This window comes from Pseudomonas sp. WJP1 (assembly GCF_028471945.1).
Taxonomy (GTDB): Bacteria; Pseudomonadota; Gammaproteobacteria; order Pseudomonadales; family Pseudomonadaceae; genus Aquipseudomonas.
In genome coordinates, this window is the sequence record NZ_CP110128.1 from 5,158,391 (window position 1) to 5,183,614 (window position 25,224).

The following is a 25,224-nucleotide window of genomic DNA, read 5'->3' on the forward strand; positions in this document are numbered from 1 at the left end:
CTTGTAATCAACGCGGTCCCTGTAGGAGCTGGCTTGCCAGCGAAGGATTCAAAAGCACCGCGTTTATCCAATAAGCACGCGTTATCGTTAACGACCTTCGCTGGCAAGCCAGCTCCTACAGGGGGCCTGCGTTTTAGGCTATGGCTGGGCCGTACTCCAACAGCTGTTCAAGTTCATCGAGTAACTCATCACCACGCAGTAACTCGTAGTGCCCACCGGCCAACAGACAGTCCACACCGTGACGCCCCACCTGGGCCTCGAACACCCGGCGTTCGTCGTCGCGCCCTGCTACCCACCAGCGATGGGTGCCAACCTGTACCTTCGGCAATTGCCTCTGCGCCAAGGCAAGCTGCTTGAGCGACGAGCCGGTGGCGAAGATCTGTGTCAGTTCACTGGAGCCCAACGCCGCGTGGTCATTAGCGCCGTGCATGGCCGCCTCGATCACCGCGCCGGCACCTTCTCGCTCATTCAGGCCTGCGGCTTTCAAGGCAATCAATGCCTGTGCTTCTTCAGACGGTTGACCGAGGACAAACTTCAGGAAATCCGCCAAATCTTCGCGCCAGTCCCCCGCTTCGGCGGTACCCGCCACATAACTGTCGACCAGCCCGGCAAACGCCACCGTCTGCCCATGGCTTTCCAGTTCATGGGCGACCAGTTGCGTCAACGCGCCACCCAGCGACCAGCCGAGCAAGTAATACGGGCCTTCCGGTTGTTGCGTGCGAATTCGCTGCGCGTAAGCCTGGGCCATGGCCAGCAACGACTGATCCTGCCACTGCGGGTCGAGCAGCATGCGGCATTGCAGTCCGTACACCGTGCGCCGCCCTTCCAGGCGCCGGGCCAGCGGCTCGTAGTCGAACACCGTGCCGAACCCGGCGTGCAGGCAGAACAGCGCCGGCGCGTTCGCCACCCGACCATTCAAGGCCAGCAACGGGTCCGGCGCACTTGAAGTCTCGGCAGCCTGATAGCCGCTGAGTTCGGCGATGCAGGGTTTCTGCATCAGGTCGCGCAGTTTCAATTCGAAGCCCAGTTGCGGCTGGCTGCGCACCCGCGAGATGACTTTGAGCACCTGCAGCGAGTCGCCGCCGAGTTCAAAGAAGTTGTCGTCGATGCCCACTTGCGGCACACCCAGCACCTCTTGCCAGATCGTCGCCAGCGCGCTTTCCAGGGCGTTGCGCGGCGCGCGGTAACCGCCAAGCGCCCACTGCGGCACAGGCAGTGCGCGACGGTCGAGCTTGCCGTTGGCCGACAGCGGGAAACGCTCCAGCACGAGGATCCGCGCCGGTACCATGTAGTCCGGCATCTGTGCCTGCAGATCGGCCTTCAAGCGCTGATCCAGCCCGGCGGCAGCGGCGGCCACGACATAACCGACCAGCTGTTTGCCGGTGGGCGTGTCGTGCACCACCACGGCGGCATCCTGCACCCCGGCGCAGTCACGCAGACGCGCTTCGATCTCGCCCAGTTCAATACGGAAACCGCGGATCTTCACTTGCTGGTCTAGCCGGCCGAGGTAGTCGATCAAACCGCACTCGCGCTGGCGCACCAGGTCGCCGGTGCGGTACATGCGGCCACCGGCCGCGAACGGATCGGCCATGAAACGCTCGGCGCTCATGCCCGGCCGCTGATGGTAACCACGGGCCAGGCATTCGCCGCCCAGGTACAGCTCGCCGCTGACACCAACCGGCAACGGATTGAGATCGGCGTCGAGGATGTACAGGCCACGGCCCGCCACACCACGGCCAATCGGCGCATAAGCCGCCTCGCAGGTTTCGCTGGCCTCGGCACGCCACAGCAACGGCGTGACCACGGTTTCGGTCGGGCCATAGCCGTTGACCAGGCGCTGCGGCCGCAAAGCGCGCTTGACCTGTTCGAAGCTGGCGTCCGGCACCGCATCACCGCCAAAGCAGTACACCTCGACCGCCGGCGGATTGCCCAGGCGCTCGGCGACTTCGGCCATCTGTTGCAGGTACGCCGGCGGGAAGCAGGCGACGGTGACGCTGTGGCGGTGCAGCACCTCCAGGGTGTATTCCGGGGTCCACAGGTTGTCTTCGCGGATCACCAGGCTGCCACCGGCCAACAGCACGCTCAGCCAGCGTTCCTGGGCACCGTCGAAGGCGAACGACATGAAGTGCAGTTCGCGGCTGCGGGGTGCCAGTTCGTAGAGGTCGATGATACCGCGGCAATGCCGGGCAATCGGTCCACGTTCCACCGCCACGCCTTTGGGCTGGCCAGTGGAGCCGGAGGTGTAGATCAGGTACGCCAGGTGCCCCGGCAATGGATGGGCAACCGGGCATTCGGTGCTGCCAACCAGGCTCGTCTGATCGAGCAACAAGCGTGGCGGGCTGTCAGCCAGTGCCAGGCGATCGCCCAGGTCGCTGTCGCACAGCAGCAGGCTGGCGGCCGAATCGCTGAGCATGTAGGCCAGGCGCTCGGCCGGGTATGACAGGTCCAGCGGCAGATACGCCGCACCGGCCTTGAGCACGGCGAGGAACGCGACGATGGTGCGTTCCGAACGGGGCAAGGCCACCGCCACCAGGCTTTCCGGGCCAATGCCGCGACTGATCAACCGCTGCGCCAGCGCATTGGCCTGGTGTTCAAGATCAGCGTAGCTGACTTCACGCTCCTCACAGAACAAGGCGATTTTCTGCGGTTGGCTGCACACATGCTGCTTGAAGCGGTGCAGCAGATCGGCGTTGTCGCTGCAGGCTTGCGGCAGGCTCACGCGTGCTTCGGGCAGGCCGATGTTGCCGAGCAGGCACTCCGCATCCTCTGGCAACGCCCGCAGCAAACCTTCCATCTGTGCGCGAATGCGCTGCACTTCCTGTTCGCTGAAGCGATCACGCAGGTACAGGTACTCGACTTCCAGCCCCTGGTCGTTGGCGCTGACCATCAAGTCCATCGGGAAGTTGGTGACGCCGCCGCTGCCGACTTCGGCGAAGCGCAACTCACCTTCCTCGCCCCCTTTCAAGGCACGGTCCACCGGATGGTTTTCAAACACGATGATGCTGTCGAACAGGCCCTGGCCACCCTGCCCGGCCCAGCGCTGCACGTCGGACAATGGCGTGTGTTCGTAGTCGCGCACGGCCAGGTTGTAGTCCTGCAAGTCACGCAGCCACTCGCCCAGCGGCTGTTGCGGGTCGAGGGTCTGGATCACCGGCAAGGTGTTGATGAACAGGCCGAGCATGTGCTGGGCACCGGCCAGCCCCGTCGGCCGCCCCGCCACCGTGGCCCCGAACGCCACGCTGCGTTGGCCGCTGTGACGTTGCAGCAGCAACAGCCAGGCGCCTTGGACCAGGGTGTTGAGGGTGACGCGCTGACGCTTGGCGAAGCTGTGCAACTTGCGCGTCGCCTCGGCGTCGAGGTCGCTGTACATCACGCCGTGGCCGGAGCCTGTGGCACCCGAGGCCGTGGCCAGGATGGTCGGTGCTTCGAGCAACGCCAGGCGCTCACGCCAGAAGCTTTCCGCTTGCGTCTCGTCCTGGCGCTGCAGCCAGGCGATGTAGTCGGCGTAACGCCCGGTCAGCGCCGGCAGGCTGTCGTGGTGGTACAGGCGCAGCATTTCGCCCAGCAGGCGCGAAGCACTCCAGCCATCGAGCAGCAGGTGATGGTAGATCCAGATCATCTGGTACCGCTCTTCACCCAGGCGCACCAGGATGAAGCGCATCAGCGGTGGGCAGCTCAGGTCGAAACCCTTGGCCTGTTCGGCAGCCGCCAGTTCGCTCAGCGCTTGTTCGGTGTCCGTGCGGTCGCGCCAGTCGAATTCCTCGACCGGCAACTCGACGCTGGCAAACACCGCTTGCAGCGGATCGGCCAGGCCGTCACGCCAACGGAACGCTGCGCGCAGCACTTCATGACGCTCGATCAACGCTTGCCACGCCGCGCGGAATCGCGGCACCTGCAAGCCGTCCACCGCTACGCTCAACTGGTTGACGTAGGGGTTGAGCTGCGGTGATTCGAGGCAGTGGAACAGCATACCCTGCTGCATCGGCGACAACGGATACAGGTCTTGTAGACCTTCGCGGGCAGACACGTCGATAAATGGCACCAGCGCAAAAGCCTCGACCTTCGGCGCTTCGACCAGCGCGGCTTCACGGCTGCCGGCCACGGCTGCGAGGGCGCGAATGGTCTGCTGCTCGAACAACTGCTTCGGACTGAACACCAGCCCGCGCTGCCCGGCACGGCTTACCGCTTGCAGCGAGATGATCGAATCACCGCCCAGTTCGAAGAAGTTCTCGGTGACGCCCACCGAATCCAGACCGAGCAAGTCCTGCCAGATTTCCACCAACAGCGCTTCGGCAGGCGACGCGGCGGCCACCTGATCCTGAGTCTGTCGAGTCGCTTCAGGCGCTGGCAAACCCTGGCGATCGAGCTTGCCATTAGGCGTCAGCGGCAACGCGGCCAGGCACATCAGATGCGCCGGCAGCATGTGCGCCGGCAAACGGCTGCGCAGGTGCGCCGTCAACGCGTCACGCAGCGCCTGCTCGTCAGCCAGTGGATCGCGCGGCACCACGTAGCCCACCAGTTGACGGCTCACCGGACCTTCGCGATCAATCACAAAGGCTTCACGCACGCCTTCATGCTCGAGCAGGCAGGCTTCGATTTCGCCGAGTTCGATACGGAAACCGCGAATCTTCACTTGCTGGTCGATACGGCCGAGGTATTCGACGACGCCATCGGCACGGAACCGCGCGAGGTCACCACTGCGGTACAGACGCGCCCCCGGCACGAACGGATCGGGCACGAAGCGTTCGGCAGTCAGGTCAGGACGCTGGTGGTAACCACGGGCAACGCCCTCGCCGCCCAGGTACAACTCACCCGCCACGCCAACCGGCAACGGCTGCAAGCCGCCGTCGAGGATGTAGGCGCTGCGGTTGCCCACCGGCCGGCCGATCGGCATGAAGGCCGAGTCGAATTCGGTATCCGGATAGGCCAGCCAGATCAGCGGCGTGATCACCGTTTCGGTCGGGCCATAACCATTGATCAAGCGCTTGGGTTGCAGGACTTGCTGCACCTCGTCGAACGCATGCTTGGCCATCCCCTCACCGCACGGGGTGTAGGAGCGGATCGGCAGGTCACGCCCGGCTTCGCCCATGAAATCGGCGATCTGCCCCAGGTAGGTCGGGGTGAAGCAGGCGATGGTGATGCCGTGCTTTTCGATCTCGGCGCAGGTGCGCTCCACGCTCCACAACTCGTCGTCGCGGGGCATCACCGCCGAACCGAACACCAGCGGCGTCAGCCAGCGCTCATGGGCGCCGTCGAAGCTGATCGAGGCAAATTGCAGTTCGCGGTCGTCCGGGTTCATGCCGTACAACTCGCCGATCTTCACGCAGTGCATGGCCAGCGGGCCGTGGGCCACGCTGACGCCTTTGGGCCGGCCGGTGGAGCCCGAGGTGTAGATCAGGTAGGCGAGGTTCTCGCCGCAAGTGAGGTTGACCGGGTTGCTTTCAGCCATGGCCGCCAGCGGTTCACGGTCGATTTCCAGCACCGGCAAGCCTTCGGGCAGTGGCAGCTTTTCCCGCAGCCAGGATTGGCTGACCAGCAGGGAAATGCCACTGTCTTGCATCAGGTAGCGCAGGCGCTCCGCCGGGTAGGCCGGGTCCAGCGGCACGTAGGCGCCACCGGCCTTGAGGATCGCCAGCAGGCCGATGATCATTTCTGGCGAACGCTGCATGGCCAGGCCGACCCGCACTTCCGGGCCGATGCCCAAGGCGCGCAGGCGATGGGCCAACTGGTTGGCGCGGCGATTGAGCTGGTCGAAGCTCAGTTCCAGGTCGTTGAAGATCAGCGCCGTGGCATCTGGACGAATCTCGGCCTGGGCCTCGATCAGTTGATGCACGCACAGCGGGTTTTCTTCTGCGCTGAACGGCGGGTTCCACTCCAGCAATTGCTGGGTGCGTTCCGCGGCAGTCAGCAGGTCCAGCTCACTCAAGGCCGCCTGTGGCGCGGCGACCATTGCCGCCAGTAGCGCGGCCAGGTGCTCGCTCATGCGTGCAATCGCTTCGCGGCTGAAGTGGCTGCACTGGTAGCTCCAGTGGATGCTGAGCTGGTTTTCGGCGGTGGCCGCCAGGGTCAGCGGGAAATTGGTGCGCTCGTGGTTCTGTGGGATGGAGAAGCTCAAGCCAGCCGGTGCGCCCTGCTGCAGGGCTTCGGCGACCGGGAAGTTTTCGAACACTAGCAGGCTGTCGAACAGCGGCTCGCCGGCACGTCCGGCCCAACGCTGAATGTCGCCCAGCGCGGTGAATTCGTGCTCGCGCAGTTCCAGGTTTTGCGCCTGTAAACGCGTCAGCCATTGCTCAACACTTTCGATGGCGTCCGGGCTGCTGATCACCGGCAAGGTGTTGATGAACAGGCCGAGCTGGCTTTCGGCCCCCGGCAAGTCCACCGGACGCCCCGCCACCGTGGCGCCGAACGCCACGCTGCGTTGGCCGCTGTAGCGTTGCAGCAACAGTGCCCACGCACCTTGCACCAGGGTGTTGAGTGTCACTTTCTGCTGCCGGGCAAAGTCGCTGAAGCGCTGGCTGGTGGCGACGTCGAAGGTCTGGCGGTGATCGGCAAATGCCGCGTCCGCCCGGTTGTTGAAACCCATGGTCTCGGCCAGCAGCGTCGGGTTGTCGAGGCTCGCCAGTTGCTCGCGCCAGAACAGCTCGTCAGCCTCGGCACCCTGGCGCTGCAGCCAGCCGATGTAGTCGGCGAATCGCCCGGTGGGTGCGGGTACATCCTGCCCGGCATAACGCTGCAGCACTTCACTGAGCAGCAGCGAATTGCTCCAGCCATCGAGCAACAGGTGATGGTGGGTGTAGATCAGTTGCTGGCGCTCATCGTCCAGGCGCACCAGGGTCAGGCGCATCAACGGTGCGCGGGTCGGATCGAGTTGCAGGCGTTCGCTGTCGATCAGTTGCGCCAGCGCATCGGCCTGATTTTCGCGGCCACGCCAGTCGAGGCAGGTCATCGGCAATGGCAGATGACGATGCACCAGTTGCACCGGCGCTTCGAAACCTTCGGGGAAGTGGAAGCTGCTGCGCAGGATCGCGTGGCTGTCGAGCACGGCTTGCCAGGCACGGCCTAAACGATCGGCATCGAGGCCACGGGCTTCGACGCTGAGCTGATTCACGTAGGCGCCAGACTCGGATTCGTAGAGGCTGTGGAACAACAGACCCGCCTGCATCGGCGACAGCGGGTAGACATCCTCGATCTGCGCCGGCGGCACCGGCAGGCCATCGAGTTGCGCCTGGCTCAAGCGCGCCAGCGGGAAGTCCGCCGGGGTCACGCCACCTGCGCCGTCACTCAGGCAATGGTCGATCAGCGCCAACAGTTCAGCGCGAAAATCGTTCGCCAGGGCTTCGATTTCGCGCAGCTCGAAGCATTCGCGGCTGAAGGTCCAGTCGAGTTTCAGTTCACCACCATAGACCTGACCGTCCACCGACAACCAGTTCGGCAACGGCGCATCCGCCGACTGCGCGGCGCCGCTGGATTCGCGTGCTGGCGTGAACAGCGCGTCCTCGGCAAAGCTCTGGTCGAACTGGCCGAGGTAGTTGAAGGTCACCCGCGCTTGCGGCAACGCGGCCAGCGTCGCTTGCGCCACTGCATCGCCCAGGTAGCGCAACACGCCGTAGCCCAGGCCTTTGCCGGGGATGTCCCGCAGTTGCTGCTTGATCACCTTGATCGAGCTGCCGAGGTCGGCCGTCGGCGTCAGGCGCACCGGGAACAGGCTGGAGAACCAGCCAACGGTGCGGGTCAGGTCGAGGTCGTCGAACAGCTCTTCGCGGCCGTGGCCTTCGAGCTGGATCAGCGCCGATTCGCTGTCGATCCAGCGGCTGAGGGTACGAGCCAGTGCGGTCAGCAGCAGGTCGTTGACCTGGGTGCGGTAGATCGCCGGGGCCTGTTGCAGCAGCTGGCGGGTCTGCTCGCGGTCCAGGCCGATACTGACGCCTTGGCGCAGATGCCCGGCCTGATTCGCGTGTGCATTGGCCGCCGGCAACGAATCGCTGGCACCGTGCAGATGACTCTGCCACCAGCTCAATTCATTCAGGGCCGTTTCGGACTTGGCATAAGCATCGAGCTTGTCCGCCCAGGCCTGGAAGGCACTGGTCTTGGGCGGCAGGTCCTGGCCTTGATACGCGGCCTGCAAATCTTCCAGCAGCACGCGCCAGGACACCCCGTCCACCGCCAAGTGGTGGATGACCAGCAGCAAGCGCTGGGCACCATCGGCCTGGGCGATCAGCGCCACCCGCAGCAATGGCCCGTCTTGCAGGCTGAGGCTGCGCTGGGCTTCATCACACACCGACTCGAGCGACGCATCGTTGGCGACGCGGGCGGTCCAGAGCATGTCGATGACATCGGCACTGTCGGCGCCGACATAACGCGCCGACCACTGGCCGTCGACCTGGCTGAAACGCAAGCGCAGGGCATCGTGCTGCTTGAGTACCCGTTGCAAGGCGCCTTGCAGACGCGGCAGTTCAAGGGTTTCGCGCGGCGTCAGCAACACCGCCTGGTTCCAGTGGGCACGCTGAGGGATCGGTTCTTCGAAGAACCAGCACTGGATCGGCGTGAGTTTTTGCACACCGTCCACCGGTCCCTGTTGCGCCAAGGGCGCTGCCTGTTCTTTCACCACCGCGGCCAGGGCTTGCAGGGTTTGCTGCTGGAACAGGTCGCGCGGTTGCAGGCTCAGGCCGGCACGGCGGGCGCGGCTGACCACCTGGATCGAAATGATCGAGTCGCCGCCCAGCTCAAAGAAGTTGTCCTGTCGTCCGACCTGCTCCAGGCCCAGCACGTCCTGCCAGATCTGCGCCAGCACGCGCTCGTGTTCGCTGCGTGGCGCTTCGAACGCGCGCTGGCTGACCTGCGCGGTCGGTGCCGGCAGGCGTTTGCGTTCCAGTTTGCCGTTGGGGCTCAGGGGCATCTGTTCGATCAGCACGGTCTGCGCCGGCACCATGTAGTCCGGCAGGCTGCCGAGCAGATGGCTTTTCAGGGTTTCGCGCCAGGTGCCTTGCTGCTGCGCATCGGCGCTGACCAAACCGCGATCCTGCGGCACGATGTACGCCACCAGTTGCTTGCCGCTCGGGCTGTCGAGGGCCAGCACCACGGCTTCCTGCACGCCGGCATGTTCTTGCAGGCGCGCTTCGATTTCCCCCAGCTCGATACGCAAGCCGCGAATCTTCACCTGATGGTCGATGCGTCCGCAGTAGTCGATGGCACCGTCAGCGCGGTAACGCGCCAGGTCACCGGTGCGGTACAGACGCTCGCCGCTGCCAAACGGGTCGACCACGAAACGCTCGGCGGTCAACGCGCCACGGCGGTGATAACCCCGGGCCAGGCCGATACCGCCCAGGTACAGTTCGCCCACCGCGCCCAGTGGCAAGGGTTGCAGTTCGCTGTCGAGGATCAAGGTGCGCAGGTTGGCGATCGGCCGGCCGATCGGCACGCTGTCGCGGCCCTCTTCCACGCAGGTCCAGTGGGTCACGTCGATCGCCGCTTCGGTCGGGCCATACAGGTTGTACAGATGGGCTTGCGGCAGGCTGCGCAGGGTCTGGCGTTGCAGTTCCATGGGCAATGCTTCGCCGCTGCAGATGATGCGCGTCAGCGAAGTGCAGGCCAGCGCCTCGTCGGCAGCGATGAAGGCCGAGAGCATCGACGGCACGAAGTGCAGCGTGGTGATCGCCTGCTCGACGATCAGTGCGGCAAGGCGCTGCGGGTCGCGATGCTCGCCCGGCGCGGCGATGACCAGCGTGGCGCCTTTGATCAACGGCCAGAAGAATTCCCATACCGACACGTCGAAACTGAACGGCGTCTTTTGCAGCACGCGGTCGCTCGGCAGAAGGTTGTAGGCCTGCTGCATCCACTCAAGGCGGTTATGCAAGGCTACATGACGGTTGCCCGCGCCTTTCGGTTTTCCGGTGGAACCGGAGGTGTAGATCATGTAGGCGAGGTTTTCGCCGACAGCCAGGTTGTGCAGATCCTCGCCAGGCAGGTCGCTCAGCCACTCGGCGTGCGCTTGCAGGCACAGGGTGCGCACGCTGTCCGGCGTCGGCAGTTGCGCCAGCAGGTGCTCCTGGGTCAACAGCAGGGAAATGCCGCTGTCCTCGATCATGTAGCTCAGGCGATCGAGCGGGTATTCCGGGTCCAGCGGTACGTAGGCACCGCCGGCCTTGAGGATCGCCAGCAGGCCGACGACCATTTCCAGCGAACGGTCGCAGGCGATCCCCACGATCACTTCCGGGCCGACACCCTGGGCGCGCAAGTGGTGGGCCAGGCGGTTGGCGCGCAGGTTGAGCTCGGCGTAGCTCAGGGACTGGCCCTGGAACACCAGCGCCGTCGCCTGTGGATTTTCCATTACCCGCGCTTCGAAATGCCGCTGTACGCAGACTTCACCTGGATAGGCTTGAGCGGTGTCGTTGAGGTCGTCGAGGATGCGCAGGTGCTCGTCGGCATCGAGCAATGGCAATTCGGCCAGCGGGGTTTGCGGGTTCGCCAGCACCCCGGCCAACAGGTTGCGCCAATGCCGGGCCAGGTGCTCGATGCGTTCGGCGTCGAACAGGTCGGTGGCGTAGGTCAGGCTGGCGAACAGCTTGTCGCCCTCTTCCTGGGTGTCCAGTTGCAGGTCGAATTGGGTGGTGTGCGCCGTGGCGTTCAGCGCCTCGACACGAAGGCCGGCCAGCAAGCTGCTGACCGCTGCGGGCTTGGCCTGCTGGTGGTTGAACATCACCTGGAACAACGGGCTGTGACTGAGGCTGCGTTCGCCTTGCAGCGCCTGCACCAGGCGCTCGAACGGCAAGTCCTGATAATCCTGGGCATCCAGCGCAAAGGCGCGGGTCTGGTCGAGCAACTGGGCGAACGGCAGCCGGCCATCGAGTTCGGCGCGCATCACCTGGGTGTTGACGAAGAAACCGATCAGGCCTCGGGTTTCCGTACGGTTACGGTTGCCGATGGGTACGCCGATGCGCAGGTCGGACTGACCGCTGTAGCGGTAGAGCAGCGCCTGGAAACTCGCCAGCAACAGCATGAACGGGGTGACGCCGCGCTGTTTGGCCAGGCTCATGAGGCCGCGGGCCAATGTTGAGTCGAGGGCGAAATCCAGGCGCGCGCCTTGCTGACTCGGTTGCGCCGGACGCGGGCGGTCGGTGGGCAATTCCAGCAGCGGTTGTTCACTGCCGAGCTTTTCCCTCCACCAGTCCAGTTGACGTTCCAGCTCCCCCGCTTCCATCCAGCGACGCTGCCAGGCGGCATAGTCCGAATACTGGATCGGCAACATTTCAAGCTCAGCACTCTGTCCCTGGCAATGGGCCGCGTAGAGCCTTGAAAACTCCTCGATCAACACCCCCATCGACCAGCCATCGGTGACGATGTGGTGCAGGGTCAGCACCAGCACATGATCATCAAGGTCCAGCTGCAACAGGCTGACGCGCAACAGTGGGCCGTGCTGCAGGTCGAACGGCCGGGCAATCTCTGCTTCGACTGTTTTCATCGCCGATTCAAGGCGCAGCGCCTCGGCTTCGGCGCGCAGATCGTGCTGTTCGATGGGCAGCGTGTTGAAGCTCGCCAGGGCTTGCATCACCTGGCCGTCGTCTTCGACAAAACGGCTGCGCAGGCTCTGATGCCGCTCCAGCAGTACGTCGAAACTCTGTTGCAGCGCCGCAAGGTTCAGCGGCCCTTGCAGGCGCAGGGCCGCGGGAATGTTGTAGGCCGAACCCTGTGGGTCGAGCTGCCAGAGGAACCATTGGCGCTGCTGCGCGTAGGACAGCTCGAAGGTCGCTTGTGGTTCGGCGGCGGGCGGGATCGGCAGTTGGCCGAAGCTCACGCCCTGCTCCTGCATTTTTGTCAGGAACTCGCGGCGTTTTTCGGCAGGCAGGCCGGCGAAACGGGTGGCGATACGCTGGGCAGTGCTGTGTTCCATCAGTTGAACTCCATCTCGTCCAGAAGCGACTCAAGCGCATCCAGGCGTGCATCGTTGTCAGTCGGGGCGTGTTGCCCGGCCATGGCGGCATAAGCCTGAAGGTCGTTGCTTTCGAACAGCGCGCGCAGCGGCAGCTCGATGCCCAGTTCCAGCTCCACGCGGGCACTGGCCTGGGCGGCGAGCAGCGAATGCCCGCCCAATTCAAAGAAGTTGTCGCGGCGGCCGATCCGGGCCACACCCAGCACCTCGGCCCAGATCGCGGCCAGTTGCTGTTCGAGTTCGCCTTCGGGAGCTTCGAACGGGCGCTGCCAGTCTTGGGCATCTGGCAGTGGCAAGGCCTTGCGGTCGAGCTTGCCGTTGCTGGTCAGTGGCAAGGCATCGAGCAACAGCCAGTGGCTGGGCACCATGTAGTCCGGCAGGTCGATCTTCAGCGCGGCGCGCAGGTTGTCGCGCCAGGCGATCGGATCGTTCGGCAGGTGCTCGGCGACGACGTAGGCGCACAGCTGCGGACCGCCGTCGTCGACATGCACGCTGATCACCGCCTGACGCACGCCCGGTTGCGCCAGCACGGCCGCTTCGATCTCGCCCAGTTCGATGCGGAACCCGCGGATCTTCACTTGCTGGTCGATCCGCCCCAGGTAGTCGATGCTGCCGTCGGCCCGCTGGCGCGCCAGGTCGCCGCTGCGATACAGGCGCTGCGAAGCGTCGAACGGGCTCGGTACGAAACGCTCGGCGGTCAGGCCGAAACGACCGTGATAACCCCGGGCCAGGCCGGCACCGGCGATGTACAGCTCGCCCGCCACGCCCACCGGCACCGGTTGCAACTGGCTGTCGAGCAAGTACCAGCGCAGGTCGCGGATCGGCAGGCCGATCGGGCTTTGCGCCTTGCCGTCAAGGTCGGCCAGGCGGATCGCGCGGTAGGTCACGTGCACCGTGGTCTCGGTGATGCCGTACATGTTCACCAGTGTCGGTTGCCGGTCGCCGAAGCGTTCGAACCACGGGCGCAGGCTGGCCACTTCCAGTGCTTCGCCACCGAAGATCACCTGGCGCAACGCCAGGCTGCGCGGGCTGGCGCAGGCGATCGGCAACAATTGGCGGAACGCGGTCGGGGTCTGGTTCAACACCGTCACCCCTTCATCGCAGAGCAAGCGGTGGAACTCCTGCGGCTCGCGACTGATGTAATACGGCACAATCACCAGGCGCCCGCCGGTGCACAGCGAACCGAACAGCTCCCACACCGAGAAGTCGAAGGCGTAGGAGTGGAACAGGGTCCAGACATCGTCTGCGCCGAAATTGAATTCGCCAGCGGTGGCCGTGAGCAAGCGGCCGACGTTGCCATGGCTGAGCAAGGCGCCCTTGGGTCGGCCGGTGGAGCCGGAGGTGTAGATCACGTAGGCGAGGTTGTCCGGGGTCGCCAACGGCGCCAGGTTGTCGGCGCTGTAGGGGGCCAGTTGCATGGCCGCCAAGTCCAGGACCTGCACGCCTTCGCGGGCGGGCAAGCCGTCGATCAGGTGAGCCTGGGTCAACAGCAAGCCAATGCCGCTGTCATCGATCATGTAGCTCAGGCGCTCGGCCGGGTATTGCGGGTCCAGCGGCACGTAGGCGCCACCGGCCTTGAGAATCGCCAGCAAGCCGACCACCAGCGGCATCGCCCGCTCGGTGGCGATACCCACGCGCACTTCGGGGCCGACACCCTGCTCGCGCAATTTGTGCGCCAGGCGATTGGCCTGGGCGTTGAGCGCGGCGTAGGTTAGATGCTCGCCTTCGCAGGTCAGTGCGATGGCGTCCGGGCGTTGCGCGGCTTGGGCTTCGAACAGATGATGCAAGGTTGGCGATTGCGCTTGTGCCTCGAAGTTCGGATTCCAGTGCTGAATCAACCCGTCGTATTGCGGCGCTTGCAGCAACGGCAATTCGGCGACGCGCTGCTGTGGGTTTTCGACCACCGCGCGCAACAGGTTCAGCCACTGCTCGGCGAAGCGCTGCATCGAGGCTTCGTCGTACAGATCGGTGGCGTAGCTCAGGCTGGCGTCCAGTTCATCGCCCTGCTCCTGGGTGTCGAGCACCAGATCGAATTGCGCGGTGTGTTGCTGCCAGTGCAGGCGCTCGACCTGCAAATCGGCCACCGCGCGCTCGACACTGGCGCCGAGTTTTTGCTGATGGTTGTAGAGCACCTGGAACAACGGGCTGTGATTGAGGCTGCGATCCGGTTGCAGGGCGTCGACCAATTGTTCGAACGGCAAGTCCTGATGGGCTTGCGCCGCCAAGGCCGTTTGCTTGACCTGTTGCAGCAGCGCACTGAACGGTTGCTGCCCGTCGATCTCGGCACGCAGCACCTGGGTATTGATGAAGAAGCCGATCAGGCCTTCGGTTTCCAGGCGTGAACGGCCGGCACTCGGCACGCCGACGCTGATGCCCGAGTGCCCGCTCTGGCGGTGCAGCAGGGTCTGGAAACTCGCCAGCAACAGCATGAACAGCGTCACTTGCTGCTCCTGCGCACGCTCACGCAAACCGGCCAGCAGCTGGCGATCGACGTTCAACGTCAGGCTGGCGCCGCGCTCGCTACGGCGGGCCGGGCGGGTCAGTTCGCTCGGCAACTCCAGTGGCGCCTGGCTGCCCGCCAGTTGCTCGCGCCACCACGCCAGTTGCCGCGCGCCCTCGCCGGCTTCCAGCCAGTCGCGCTGCCAACGGGCGTAGTCGCTGTAAGCCACCGGCAGTGCCGGCAGGTTGGCCGCATGCCCGTCAACGGCAGCCTGATACAGCGCGCTGAACTCATCGACCATCACCTGCATCGACCAGCCATCGGCGGCGATGTGGTGCACGGTGAGCACCAGCACATGGTCTTCGGCGCTGACTTGCAGCAGCAAGCAGCGCCACAGCGGGCCGTTGCGCAGATCGAAAGGCTGGGCGATTTCTGCGGCCACCGCAGCGTTGATCGCCGACTCGTTGATGGGCTTTTCGTTGAACTGCAACGGCAGCTCGACATGCACCACCGGGCGCGCCTGCTGACCATCCTGTTCGAAGGTGGTGCGCAAGGCTTCGTGGCGCAGCTGCAACTGGGCGAAGGTTTTGCGCAGGGCGTCGCGGTTCAGCGGGCCTTTGAGGCGCAGCGCTGCCGGGATGTTGTAGGCCGCGCTGTGCGGGTCCAGTTGCCAGAGAATCCACTGGCGTTGCTGGGCGTAGGACAGCAGGCGTGGCTGATCGTCCGCTGCGCGTTGCAGCGACGGTTGGCCGCTGAGGGTCGCTTGCGCGGCGCGCTCGGCGAACTCCGCCAGATTCGCCGCCGAGAACAGGCTGTTCACCGACAGCTCAAGTTGCAGTTGCTGACGTACTCGGGAGATCACTTGCAGCACCAGCAACGAGTGGCCGCCGAGCTCGAAGAAGTTGTCGTCGCGACCGACTTTCTCGACCTTCAGCACTTCTTGCCAGATGTGCGCAAGTTGCATTTCCAGACCTTCGGCAGGCGCTACGAAGGCACGTTGTGCATCGCCCGCTTCAACCCGTGGCAAAGCCTTGCGGTCGAGCTTGCCGTTGTTGTTGAGCGGCAATCGGTCGAGCAGGACCATATGGTTGGGCACCATGTATTCCGGCAGCGACTGCTGCAGGACGGCTTTGAGTCCTTGCAGATACTCGACCTGAGCAACCACCGGGCCGCTGGCCACGACGTACGCCACCAATTGTGTGCCGTCCTGGGCGATGACGGCGGCTTCGCGCACTTCGTCCAGGGCCTGCAGGCAGGCTTCGATCTCGCCCATCTCGATGCGGAAACCGCGAATCTTCACTTGGTGGTCGATACGCCCGACGTATTCCAGATCGCCGTTACCGTTGTAGCGCGCCAGGTCGCCGCTGCGGTACAGCCGTGCGCCCGGTTCGCGGGCAAACGGGTCCGGCAGGAAACGTTCGGCGGTCAGCGCCGGGCGGTCGAAGTAGCTTTGCGCCAGGCAGGCCGGTGCGCCGATGCACAATTCGCCGACGCCGTCAGTCGGCAGTAGCTGACCGGCCGCATCCAGCACGTACAGCGCCCGGCCAGGGATGGCGCGACCGATTGGAATGCCGAAGGCATCGCTGGCATCGGCCAATTGGCATTCATGCACGCTGGACACTACCGTCGCCTCGGTCGGCCCGTAGGTGTTGAGCAGGCGCACGTGGCTCAAACCTGCTTGATGCCACAGGCGCAGGCCTTCCACCGACATCGCTTCGCCGCCGACGTGTACCTGGCGCAAATCGCCGAGGTTTTGCACCACGCCGCTGGCGCATTCGCGGGCCAGCAGGAACCAGTAAGCGGCCGGCAAGTCGGCCACGGTCACGCCCTGCTCGACGATTTGGGTGGCCAGTCGGCCGGCGTCCCACAGGTCGTCGCCGCGCATGATCAAGGTTGCGCCGACGCACAATGCCGGGAAGCATTGTTCGACGAAGCCGTCGAAGCTGAAGGTGGCGAATTGCAGGACGCGATCGGTAGGTGACAGTCTTGAGTAGTCGGCGGCGGTCTGGCAGAACTCGCGCAGGGCGGCGTGGGTGATGGCGACGCCTTTGGGTTGGCCGGTGGAGCCGGAGGTGTAGATGATGTAGGCCAGATCGTCGGCGACGGGGAGACCGCCTTCGCGAGCAAGCTTCGCTCCTACAAGGGGTGTGGTGTCTTCCAGGGATAAGCGTCTTACGCTTGGTACGTCTTCGAGGAGGCCGGATTCGTGCAGCAGCACGTCGAGGCGGCTGTCTTCGATCATGTAGGTGAGGCGTTCGGTTGGGTATTTCGGGTCGAGGGGGACGTAGGCCGCGCCGCTTTTCAGGACCGCCAACAGGCTGATGATCAGTTGCGGGCCGCGATGCACGGCCAGGCCGACGCGCTTGCCGGGGCCGGCGCCGTTGTCGATCAGGCGCTGGGCCAGGTGGTTGGCTTGTGCATTGAGTTGACCGTAGCTCAGGGTGTGGCCGTCCACCTGCAATGCCAGTGCATCGGGCGTGGCAGCGGCTTGCGCGGCGATCTGTTCGTGGGCCAGTAGCGTTGTGGATAACTCAACCGCAGGTGGCTGGCTGATCGCGAGCACTGCGTGCTTTCCATCGACGTCCAGCAGTTCCAGCGAGCCCAAAGCCGCCTGCGGCGATGCCATCAGTTGCATCAGCAGGTGCTGCAAATTGGCTGAAAGCTGTGCGACCTGAGCCGCGCTGAACCGCGCCGCGTCATAACTGAACTCCAGACCCAGGCCTTCGCCCAATTCGATGCCCAGGGTCAGCGGATAGTGGGTGCGCTCGTGGTTGTGCAGGTTGCCGAACGACAACCCGGCCGGCGCGCCCTGCTTCAGCGCTTCGGCCACCGGGAAGTTTTCGAACACCAGCAGGCTGTCGAACAGTGCCGAACCCTGCTGCCCCGCCCAACCCTGGATGTCGTACAACGGCACGTGTTCGAACTCACGCATGGCCAGGTTCAGGCCTTGCAATTCCCCCAGCCACTGGCTGACGGTCTGGTCCGGTTTCATCGCGCACACCAGTGGCAGGGTGTTGATGAACAGGCCCAGCTGTTGTTCGATCCCCGGCAACGGCGCCGAACGTCCGGCCACGGTGGCGCCGAACACCACGCAATCCTGGCCGGTGTAGCGTTGCAGCAACAGGCTCCACGCCGCTTGCAACAGGGTGTTGAGGGTGACTTTCTGTTGACGGGCGAACTCGGCCAGACGCTGGGTGGCGCGGTTGTCGAGGCTGACGCGATGCTCTTCGTTACCCGTCGCGCCTACCGGTGGACGCAAGGCTTCGGCCAGCAAGGTCGGTGCTTGCAGCGGTGCCAATGCGGCTGTCCAGAACTGCTCGCCAACGGTTGCCGATTGCTGTTGCAACCAGCCCAGGTAGTCGCGGTATTGGCCCGTTGGCGCTCGCAGCGGCTGGCCGGCGGCGTAGTGCTGGATCACTTCGGCCAGCAACTGTGCGTTGCTCCAGCCGTCCATCAGGATGTGGTGGCTGGTGTAGATCAGGTGCCAGGCGTCAGCGCCGGTACGCAGCAGTTTCAGGCGAAACAACGGCGCCCTGCCCAGCTCGAAACCTTGCGCACGCTCGGCGTCGGCCAGTGCCTCGGTGTCAGTCGCTTCAAGCACTTGGAGTGGCAACGCGACCTGACGGGCAATCGCCTGGTGTGCGCTATCGAGGCCTTGCCAATGGAAGCTGCTGCGCAGGATGTCATGACGCTCGACCGCGGCTTGCCAGGCGCGGGTAAATCGCTCGGTGTCCAACCCGCCGATGTCCAGGCGCAACTGGCTGATGTAGGCGCCGACCTGCGGTTCGTACAGGGTGTGGAACAGCATGCCCTGTTGCATTGGCGACAGCGGGTACAGGTCTTCGAGATTGGCAACGGCGAGCGGCAGCCCGTCCAGTTGCGCCTGATCGATGCGCGCCAGCGGGAAGTCCGATGGCGTGGCGTGCGGTGCGTCAAGGGCGCAGCAATGTTCGATCAGGGCGATCAGTTCCTGGACGTAATCATCAGCCAGGCGCTGGACGGTCGCGGTGTCGAACATCTCACGACTGAAGCCCCAGCTCAGGGACAACTCGCCGCCGTAGACCTGGCCTTCCACCACCAGCCAGTTGCCCAGCGGTGCCGACGGGTCCTGCGCGATGCCGTTGCCTTCGGTGGACGGGGTGAACAACGCGCCGTCGTCGAACTGACGGTCGAACTGCCCCAGGTAGTTGAAGGTGATGCGCGGTTGCGGCAACGCCGCCAGTTCGGCGCGGGTCGGTGCGCTGCCGAGGTAGCGCAGCGCGCCGTAGCCCAGGCCCTTGTCCGGGACGCTGCGCAGTTGTTCCTTGATGGATTTGATCGAGGCGCCGAGATCGGCAGCAGGCTTGAGGTTGACCGGGAACAGGCTGGTGAACCAACCCACAGAGCGCGTCAGGTCGACGTCATCGAACAGGTCTTCGCGGCCGTGGCCTTCGAGCTGGATCAGCGTACTGCCCTGCCCGCTCCAGCGGCCAACGGCGCGGGCCAGTGCGGTCAGCAGCAGGTCGTTGACCTGGGTGCGGTAGGCCGCCGGGGCCTGTTGCAGCAGCTGGCGGGTTTGCTCGGTATCGAGCTTGATTTCGAGTTTGTGTTCGAAGCGGTTTTCCAGTGCGCCGTGCGGGCGCTCGCACGGCAGGTCGAGTGGCGCATCCAGCAATTGGGCCTGCCAGTGGCCGAGGCTGAGTTCGAAGGCTGGAAGGTGATCCTGCAAACGCGCGACCCAGCGCTGGTAGCTGCTGGTTTTCGCTGGCGCCGCAGCGCCGTTGTAGAACTGCTGGAGATCTTCCAGCAGCACGCGCCAGGACACACCGTCCACCGCCAGATGGTGAACCACCAGCAGCAAACGCTGGCTGCCGTCAGCCATCGAAACCAGCAGTGCGCGCAGCAACGGGCCGTTTTGCAGGTCGAGACTGCGCTGGGCTTCATCGCACGAGGCGTTCAGCGCTTCGACCGATTGCGCCTGGCGCTGCCACAGCACCGAGTCGGTGGTCGGCGCAGCATAGGCCTGCTGCCAGCCGCTATCTGTCTGTTGATAACGCAGGCGCAGGCTGTCGTGATGGGTCAGCAATTGTTCCAGGGCACGCTCCAGCGCCTCGATGTTCAGCGGCTCGTGCGGTACCAGCAACAGCGACTGGTTCCAGTGCTGACGCGCAGGGATAGCCTGTTCGAAGAACCACTGTTGCACCGGTGCCAGCGCTACCGCGCCGCTGGCTGGACCCTGGTCGATCAGTTGTTGCTCGCCACTGCGCGCCGCCTGGGCCAGGCTGCGGATGGTCTGGTGCTGGAACAGGTCCTTGGGGCTGAGCAGGATCCCGGCCTGCCGCGCGCGGCTGACCACTTGCATCGAGACGATGGAGTCGCCGCCCAGTTCGAAGAAGTTGTCTTCCAGGCCGACGTTGTCGATGGCCAGTACGTCTTGCCAGATCGCCACGAGGGACTTTTCCAGCGCACTGCGTGGCGCCACGTGTTCGCGTTGTTGCTGGCTGCCGTCCACCGCCGGCAGCGCCTTGCGGTCGAGCTTGCCGTTGGGGGTCAGCGGCAGTTGCTCGAGGAACAGCAGGAACGCCGGAACCATGTAGTCCGGCAGGTGCTGACGCAAGGCCTCCTTCAGGGATTCACGCAGGGTCGCTTGCGCGTCGAGGTCGACCAGCAGTGCCGGATCGCTCGGCACGATGTAGGCCACCAGGTGCTGAACGTTGATACCGTCCTGGGCCAGCACCGCCAGTTCGTGCACCGCGTCCTGTTGCAACAGCCGCGCTTCGATTTCACCCAGCTCGATGCGGAAGCCACGGACCTTGACCTGATGGTCGATGCGGCCCACGTACTGCAGGGTACCGTCGACCTGATAACGGGTCAGGTCACCGGTGCGGTACAGGCGTTCGCCGGTGCTGGAAAACGGGTTGGGTACGTACTTTTCCGCGGTCAGGCCTGGCCGTTCCAGGTAACCACGGGTGATGCCAGCGCCGCTGAGGTACAGCTCGGCGGACACGCCTTGTGGTACCGGTTGCAGGTCGGCATCCAGCAGATAGCTGGCGGTGTGCTTGAGCGGGCGGCCGATATTGGCGCGGCCACCGGCCTCGCGGCGGGTCCAAGTGGAGTAAGTGGTATCTTCCGACGGGCCGTACAGATCGTAGACGTGCTCGACGGTCGGCTGCTGGTACAGCGCCTCCACCAGGCTCTGCTTCAGTGGCTCACCGGCGAGGTTGATGATGCGCACGCTCGGCGGGATCTGCCCGTCGCGCTGCAGCGCGTTGATCGCCGAGGGCACGGTGTTGATCAAGCGCACCTGATCCCGGGCCGGCAGCTGCGGCAACTCCAGGGCGTTGCGGGCAATGATCAGCGATCCGCCGTTGGCCAGGGTGACGAACAGCTCCCACACCGACAGGTCGAAGCACACCGACGTCGACGCCAGCACCCCTTGAATGTCGTCGCGGCTGTACACCGCCTGCGACCAGTCGATCAGCGCCAGCACGTTGCGATGGGCAATCGCCACGCCCTTGGGCTTGCCGGTGGAACCGGAGGTGTAGATGACGTAGGCCAGGTTGTCCGGCGTGACGCCGGTGACCGGGGCGCTGATGGGGTAAGCCGCCAACGCGAGGCTGTCCATCAGCACTACTTGGGTATCGCTCGCCACGCTCAGCGTCCTGGCCACCTCCGCTTCGGTCAGCAGCACCAGGGCACGGCTGTCTTCGAGCATGTAGGCCACGCGTTCGGCGGGGTAATCCGGGTCCAGCGGCACGTAGGCGCCACCGGCCTTGAGCACTGCCAGCAAGGCCACCAGCAGTTGCTCGGAACGCTGCATGGCCACGCCGACCCGGACTTCCGGGCCGACGCCGAGTTCGATCAGCTTGTGCGCCAGGCGATTGGCTTGGTGGTCGAGTTCGCCATAAGTCAGCTGGCGGGTGGCGAAGGTCACGGCAAGCGCATTCGGGGTCGCGGCGACTTGCTGGCCGATCAGCTGATGAATGCATAGGTCTTGGGCGAAGCTGTCATCGGCGCGGTTCCAATCGTGGACGATGCGCTGGTACTCGGCCTGCTCCAGCAGCGGCAGATCGCTGATGCGCTGCTGGGTATCGCTGACCATGCCCTGTAAAAGGTGCGTCCAATGTTGCGCCATGCGCGCGATGGTAGCGGCGTCGAACAGGTCGTTGGCGTAGGTCAGCGCGGCGTGCAGCTTGCCGCTTTTTTCGTAGGTGTCCAGGGTCAGGTCGAACTGGGTGGTGCGTCCTTGCCACTCGATCGTGCCCAGCACCAGGCCGGACGCCGTGGTCACCGAGGAGATGTCCGCGACCTGCGGCTGGTGGTTGTACATCACCTGGAACAGCGGCGTGTGGCTGAGGCTGCGTTCCAGTTTCAGCGCCTCGACCAGGCGTTCGAAGGGCAAGTCCTGGTGAGCCTGGGCGCCGAGTGCGGTTTCCTTGATGCGGCGCAGCAGTTCGTCGACCCGGGTCTGGCCGTCCAGTTGCGTGCGCAGCACCTGGGTATTGACGAAAAAGCCGATCAGGCCTTCGATCTCGGCGCGGTTGCGGTTGGCGATCGGTACGCCGACGCGGATGTCGGTCTGCCCGGTATAGCGGTGCAGCAGCACGTTGAAGGCGCCGAGCAACAGCATGAACAAGGTGATGTTGTGTTTCTGCGCGGTGGCCCGCAGTTGCTCGGCCAGTTGTCCGTCGACGGCGAACGCGTAGCGGGTCCCGCGATAGCTCGGCATCGCCGGGCGCGGGTGATCGGTGGGCAGCTCCAGCACCGGGTGCTCGTCACCCAGTTGCGCCTGCCAGTAGTCGAGCTGACGCGCCTGCTCGCCAGCCTCCAGCCAGCGGCGTTGCCACAGGGCGTAGTCGCTGTACTGGATCGGCAAGGCTGCCAGTTGCGGTTGTGCACCGGCATCGAAGGCGTCGTAGCAGCGGATGAATTCGTCGATCAGCACGTTCATCGACCAGCCGTCGGACACGATGTGGTGCAGGGTCAGCAGCAGTACGTGTTCCTGTTCGGCGAGCTTGAGCAAGGTGACGCGCAGCAACGGGCCAGTGCCCAGATCGAACGGCAGCACCGATTGGCGCTCGGCGGCTTCGGCCACGGCCTGCTCGCGCTCGGTGGCCGGCAAGGCGCTGAAATCGACTTGTTCGATCAGCAGCGGCGCTGTGGCCGGAACCTGCAGCAAGCTGTCGTCGGCCTGCGCGGCGAACACCGTGCGCAAGGTTTCGTGGCGCGCCACCAGGCTGGCGAATGCCTGTTCCAGCGCCGGCAGATTCAGCCGACCAGTCAGGCGCACTGCACCCGGCAAGTTATAGGCGCCACTCTGCGGGTCCAGCTGCCAGAGAAACCACATGCGTTGCTGGGCGTACGACAGCGCCTGGCGATCCTCGGCCGCAACCCCTGCAGGAATCGGAAACCGGGCGAAATCCACGCCCTCCTTGTGCAAGGCCGCAAGGAACATCTGGCGCTTTTCCAGGGGCAACCCGATAAACCGGCGAGCAAGTTTCAAGGAGTCTTCAGCATTCATTTCTGGGTATCCGGATCAGTGGCGGGAAGCACAAAGGCACGTCGTCCCTATAAAACGAATGCAGACCGGAAAAATTAGCGAATGAGAACAACTATCAGAAAGGAATTGGAATGCGGAAATGCAAGCCGATGAAAAACACTGTGGGAGCGGGCTTGCCCGCGATGGCGGCGGCACATTCAACGTATAGCTGACTGACAGACCGCTATCGCGGGCAAGCCCGCTCCCAAAGGGATTGGGGTGATGTTTGAGATTGGGTTAACCCACAGCGGCCATCGCATGCCGCCGATGATGAACTTCAAGCTGATCCTTGATCACCTTGAGCACCTTGGCTTCATGCTCATGGATGAAGAAGTGCCCGCCGGCGAGCATGTCCACGGAAAAGCTGCCGTGGGTTTCCTTGCGCCAACCGATCAACTGCTCGCTGGTGGCGCGGTCGGCCTTGCCGCCGAGCACGTGCACCGGGCATTTGAGCAACGGCCGCTGCAGCGGCTCGAAACGCCCGCACAACTGGAAGTCGGCGCGCAGGATCGGCAGTGTCAGGCTCATCAACTCCTGGTTGGCCAGCACTTCTTCGCTGGTGCCGTTGAGTGTGCGCAGTTGCTCGATCAATTCGGCATCGGTCTTGGGCTCGGCGAAGCCACGGTCGTAATCCTCGCGCAGAGTCGGCGCGGCAGTGCCCGAGGCGAACAGTGCGACGGGCTCAGGACAGCCAAGCGAGCGAAACGCATGGGCCATTTCACAGGCGAGCAACGCGCCGAGGCTATGGCCGAACAGGGCATACGGCGCCTTGAGCGTGGTTTTTTGTTCCTGCGCCAGTTGCAGCGCCAGGCGGCGCATGTCGGTGTGCAAGGGTTCGCCAAAGCGGGCACCGCGCCCTGGCAGCTCCACGGGCTGCAGCTTGATCCACTGTGGCAGCTTACGCCGCCAGCGGCTATAGACCATGGCACTCGCGCCCGAATAGGGCAGGCACAGCAATGTCAGCTGGGTCACCGGGCTTACCTCGAAAGTTGTCTGTATAGGAGAACGGATGAGGTACGCAGAGAATTAGTCCCCTGTAGGAGCAGCCGGTCGACGCTCGAATGCTCGCGATGGACGTCAACGATAACGCGGGGCATCAGACAGCCCGTGTCGTCCATGCGTCCATCGCGAGCAGGCTCGCTCCTACAGTTAGAACTTCATTTCAGGTGGCGATAGCTTTGGATCGCGGAACCGAGGACGACCGCCCCCGCCGCAATCGCCAGCCAAAACCCGCTGCGCGCCCCGAACGCATCCACCATCCACCCCGACCCCGCTGCACCGATCGCCACCCCGATGCTCAACCCAGTCACCAGCCAGGTCAGGCCTTCCGTGAGTTTGGCCGGTGGCACGATTTGCTCCACCAGGGCCATGGCGACAATCAGGGTCGGCGCAAAAAACAGCCCGGCGACGAACACCGCCAGGGACAACCCGAGAATGTTCGCCGCCAGCAGCAACGGCAAGGTCGTCACCGCCGTCGCGACCCCGCCGTAAAGAAACAGGCGCGGCAACGGCACTTTCGAACGCAACGCACCGAACGCCAATCCGGCCAGGCACGACCCGATCGCATACACCGACAACACGATACTCGCCGCGGCCGGTTGGCCCTGGTGCTGGGCAAAGGCCACGCTGACCACATCCACCACCCCGACGATGGTGCCCATGGCGACCATCAGCAGCATCAGCCACTGAATCTCGCGGGAACGGATGATCGAGCCTTGATGGTGTTCCTCATGGGCATGCACCGGCGGCTCGGTGCTGCGTTGCAACACGAAAGCCGTGACCCCGATCGCCAGCATCAGCAACGCCGCCAACGGCCCGGCTTCGGGGAACGCCACCACGCATAAACCCACCGACAGCGGTGGCCCGACGATGAAGCAGACTTCGTCGAGCACCGATTCCAGGGCATAGGCGGTTTGCAGTTGCGGCTGGCCGCGATACAACTCGGTCCAGCGCGCCCGGACCATCGCCGACATGCTCGGCATGCAACCGGCGATCGCGGCGAACACAAACAACGTCCAGTTCGGCGCCTGCAACCGGGTGCAGAGCAACACCAGCAACAATGCCCCGCCCCCGATCAGCGCCGACACCGGCAGGATCCGGCGCTGGCCAAACCGGTCCACCAGCCGCGACACCTGCGGCGCACAAAATGCCGTGGCCAGGGCAAAGGTCGCCGCCACCGCCCCGGCCAGGCCGTAGCCGCCCTGCAATTGCGACAGCATGGTGATCAGGCCGATGCCAGTCATGGAAATCGGCATGCGCGCGATCATCCCGGCCAGCACGAAAGCTCTGCTGCCTGGGGCATTGAACAGCTCGCGGTAAGGATTTGCCATGGGGTCCGGC

General features: G+C 64.6%; 4 protein-coding genes. All 4 read right to left on the bottom strand.

Translation table 11 applies throughout. The annotated features are described in order from the left end of the window. Positions 1–133 precede the first annotated feature (133 nt). A complete protein-coding gene (locus tag OH720_RS23245) occupies positions 134–11,887 on the bottom strand; it encodes a non-ribosomal peptide synthase/polyketide synthase (RefSeq protein ID WP_272603061.1) in 11,754 nt (3,917 codons plus the stop codon). Next, positions 11,887–22,866 (bottom strand): non-ribosomal peptide synthetase, encoded by a 10,980-nt coding sequence (locus OH720_RS23250; RefSeq protein ID WP_272603062.1) that lies wholly within the window; start codon positions 22,864–22,866, stop codon positions 11,887–11,889. Before OH720_RS23250 ends, OH720_RS23245 begins: the two co-directional genes overlap by 1 nt. A gap of 255 nt (positions 22,867–23,121) precedes the next feature. After that, on the bottom strand, positions 23,122–23,856 hold the full coding sequence (locus OH720_RS23255) for a thioesterase II family protein (protein WP_272603063.1): 735 nt from the start codon (positions 23,854–23,856) through the stop codon (positions 23,122–23,124). A 185-nt stretch (positions 23,857–24,041) separates the two neighbouring features. Continuing rightward, positions 24,042–25,214 (bottom strand): MFS transporter, encoded by a 1,173-nt coding sequence (locus tag OH720_RS23260; protein ID WP_272603064.1) that lies wholly within the window; start codon positions 25,212–25,214, stop codon positions 24,042–24,044. Positions 25,215–25,224 lie beyond the last annotated feature (10 nt).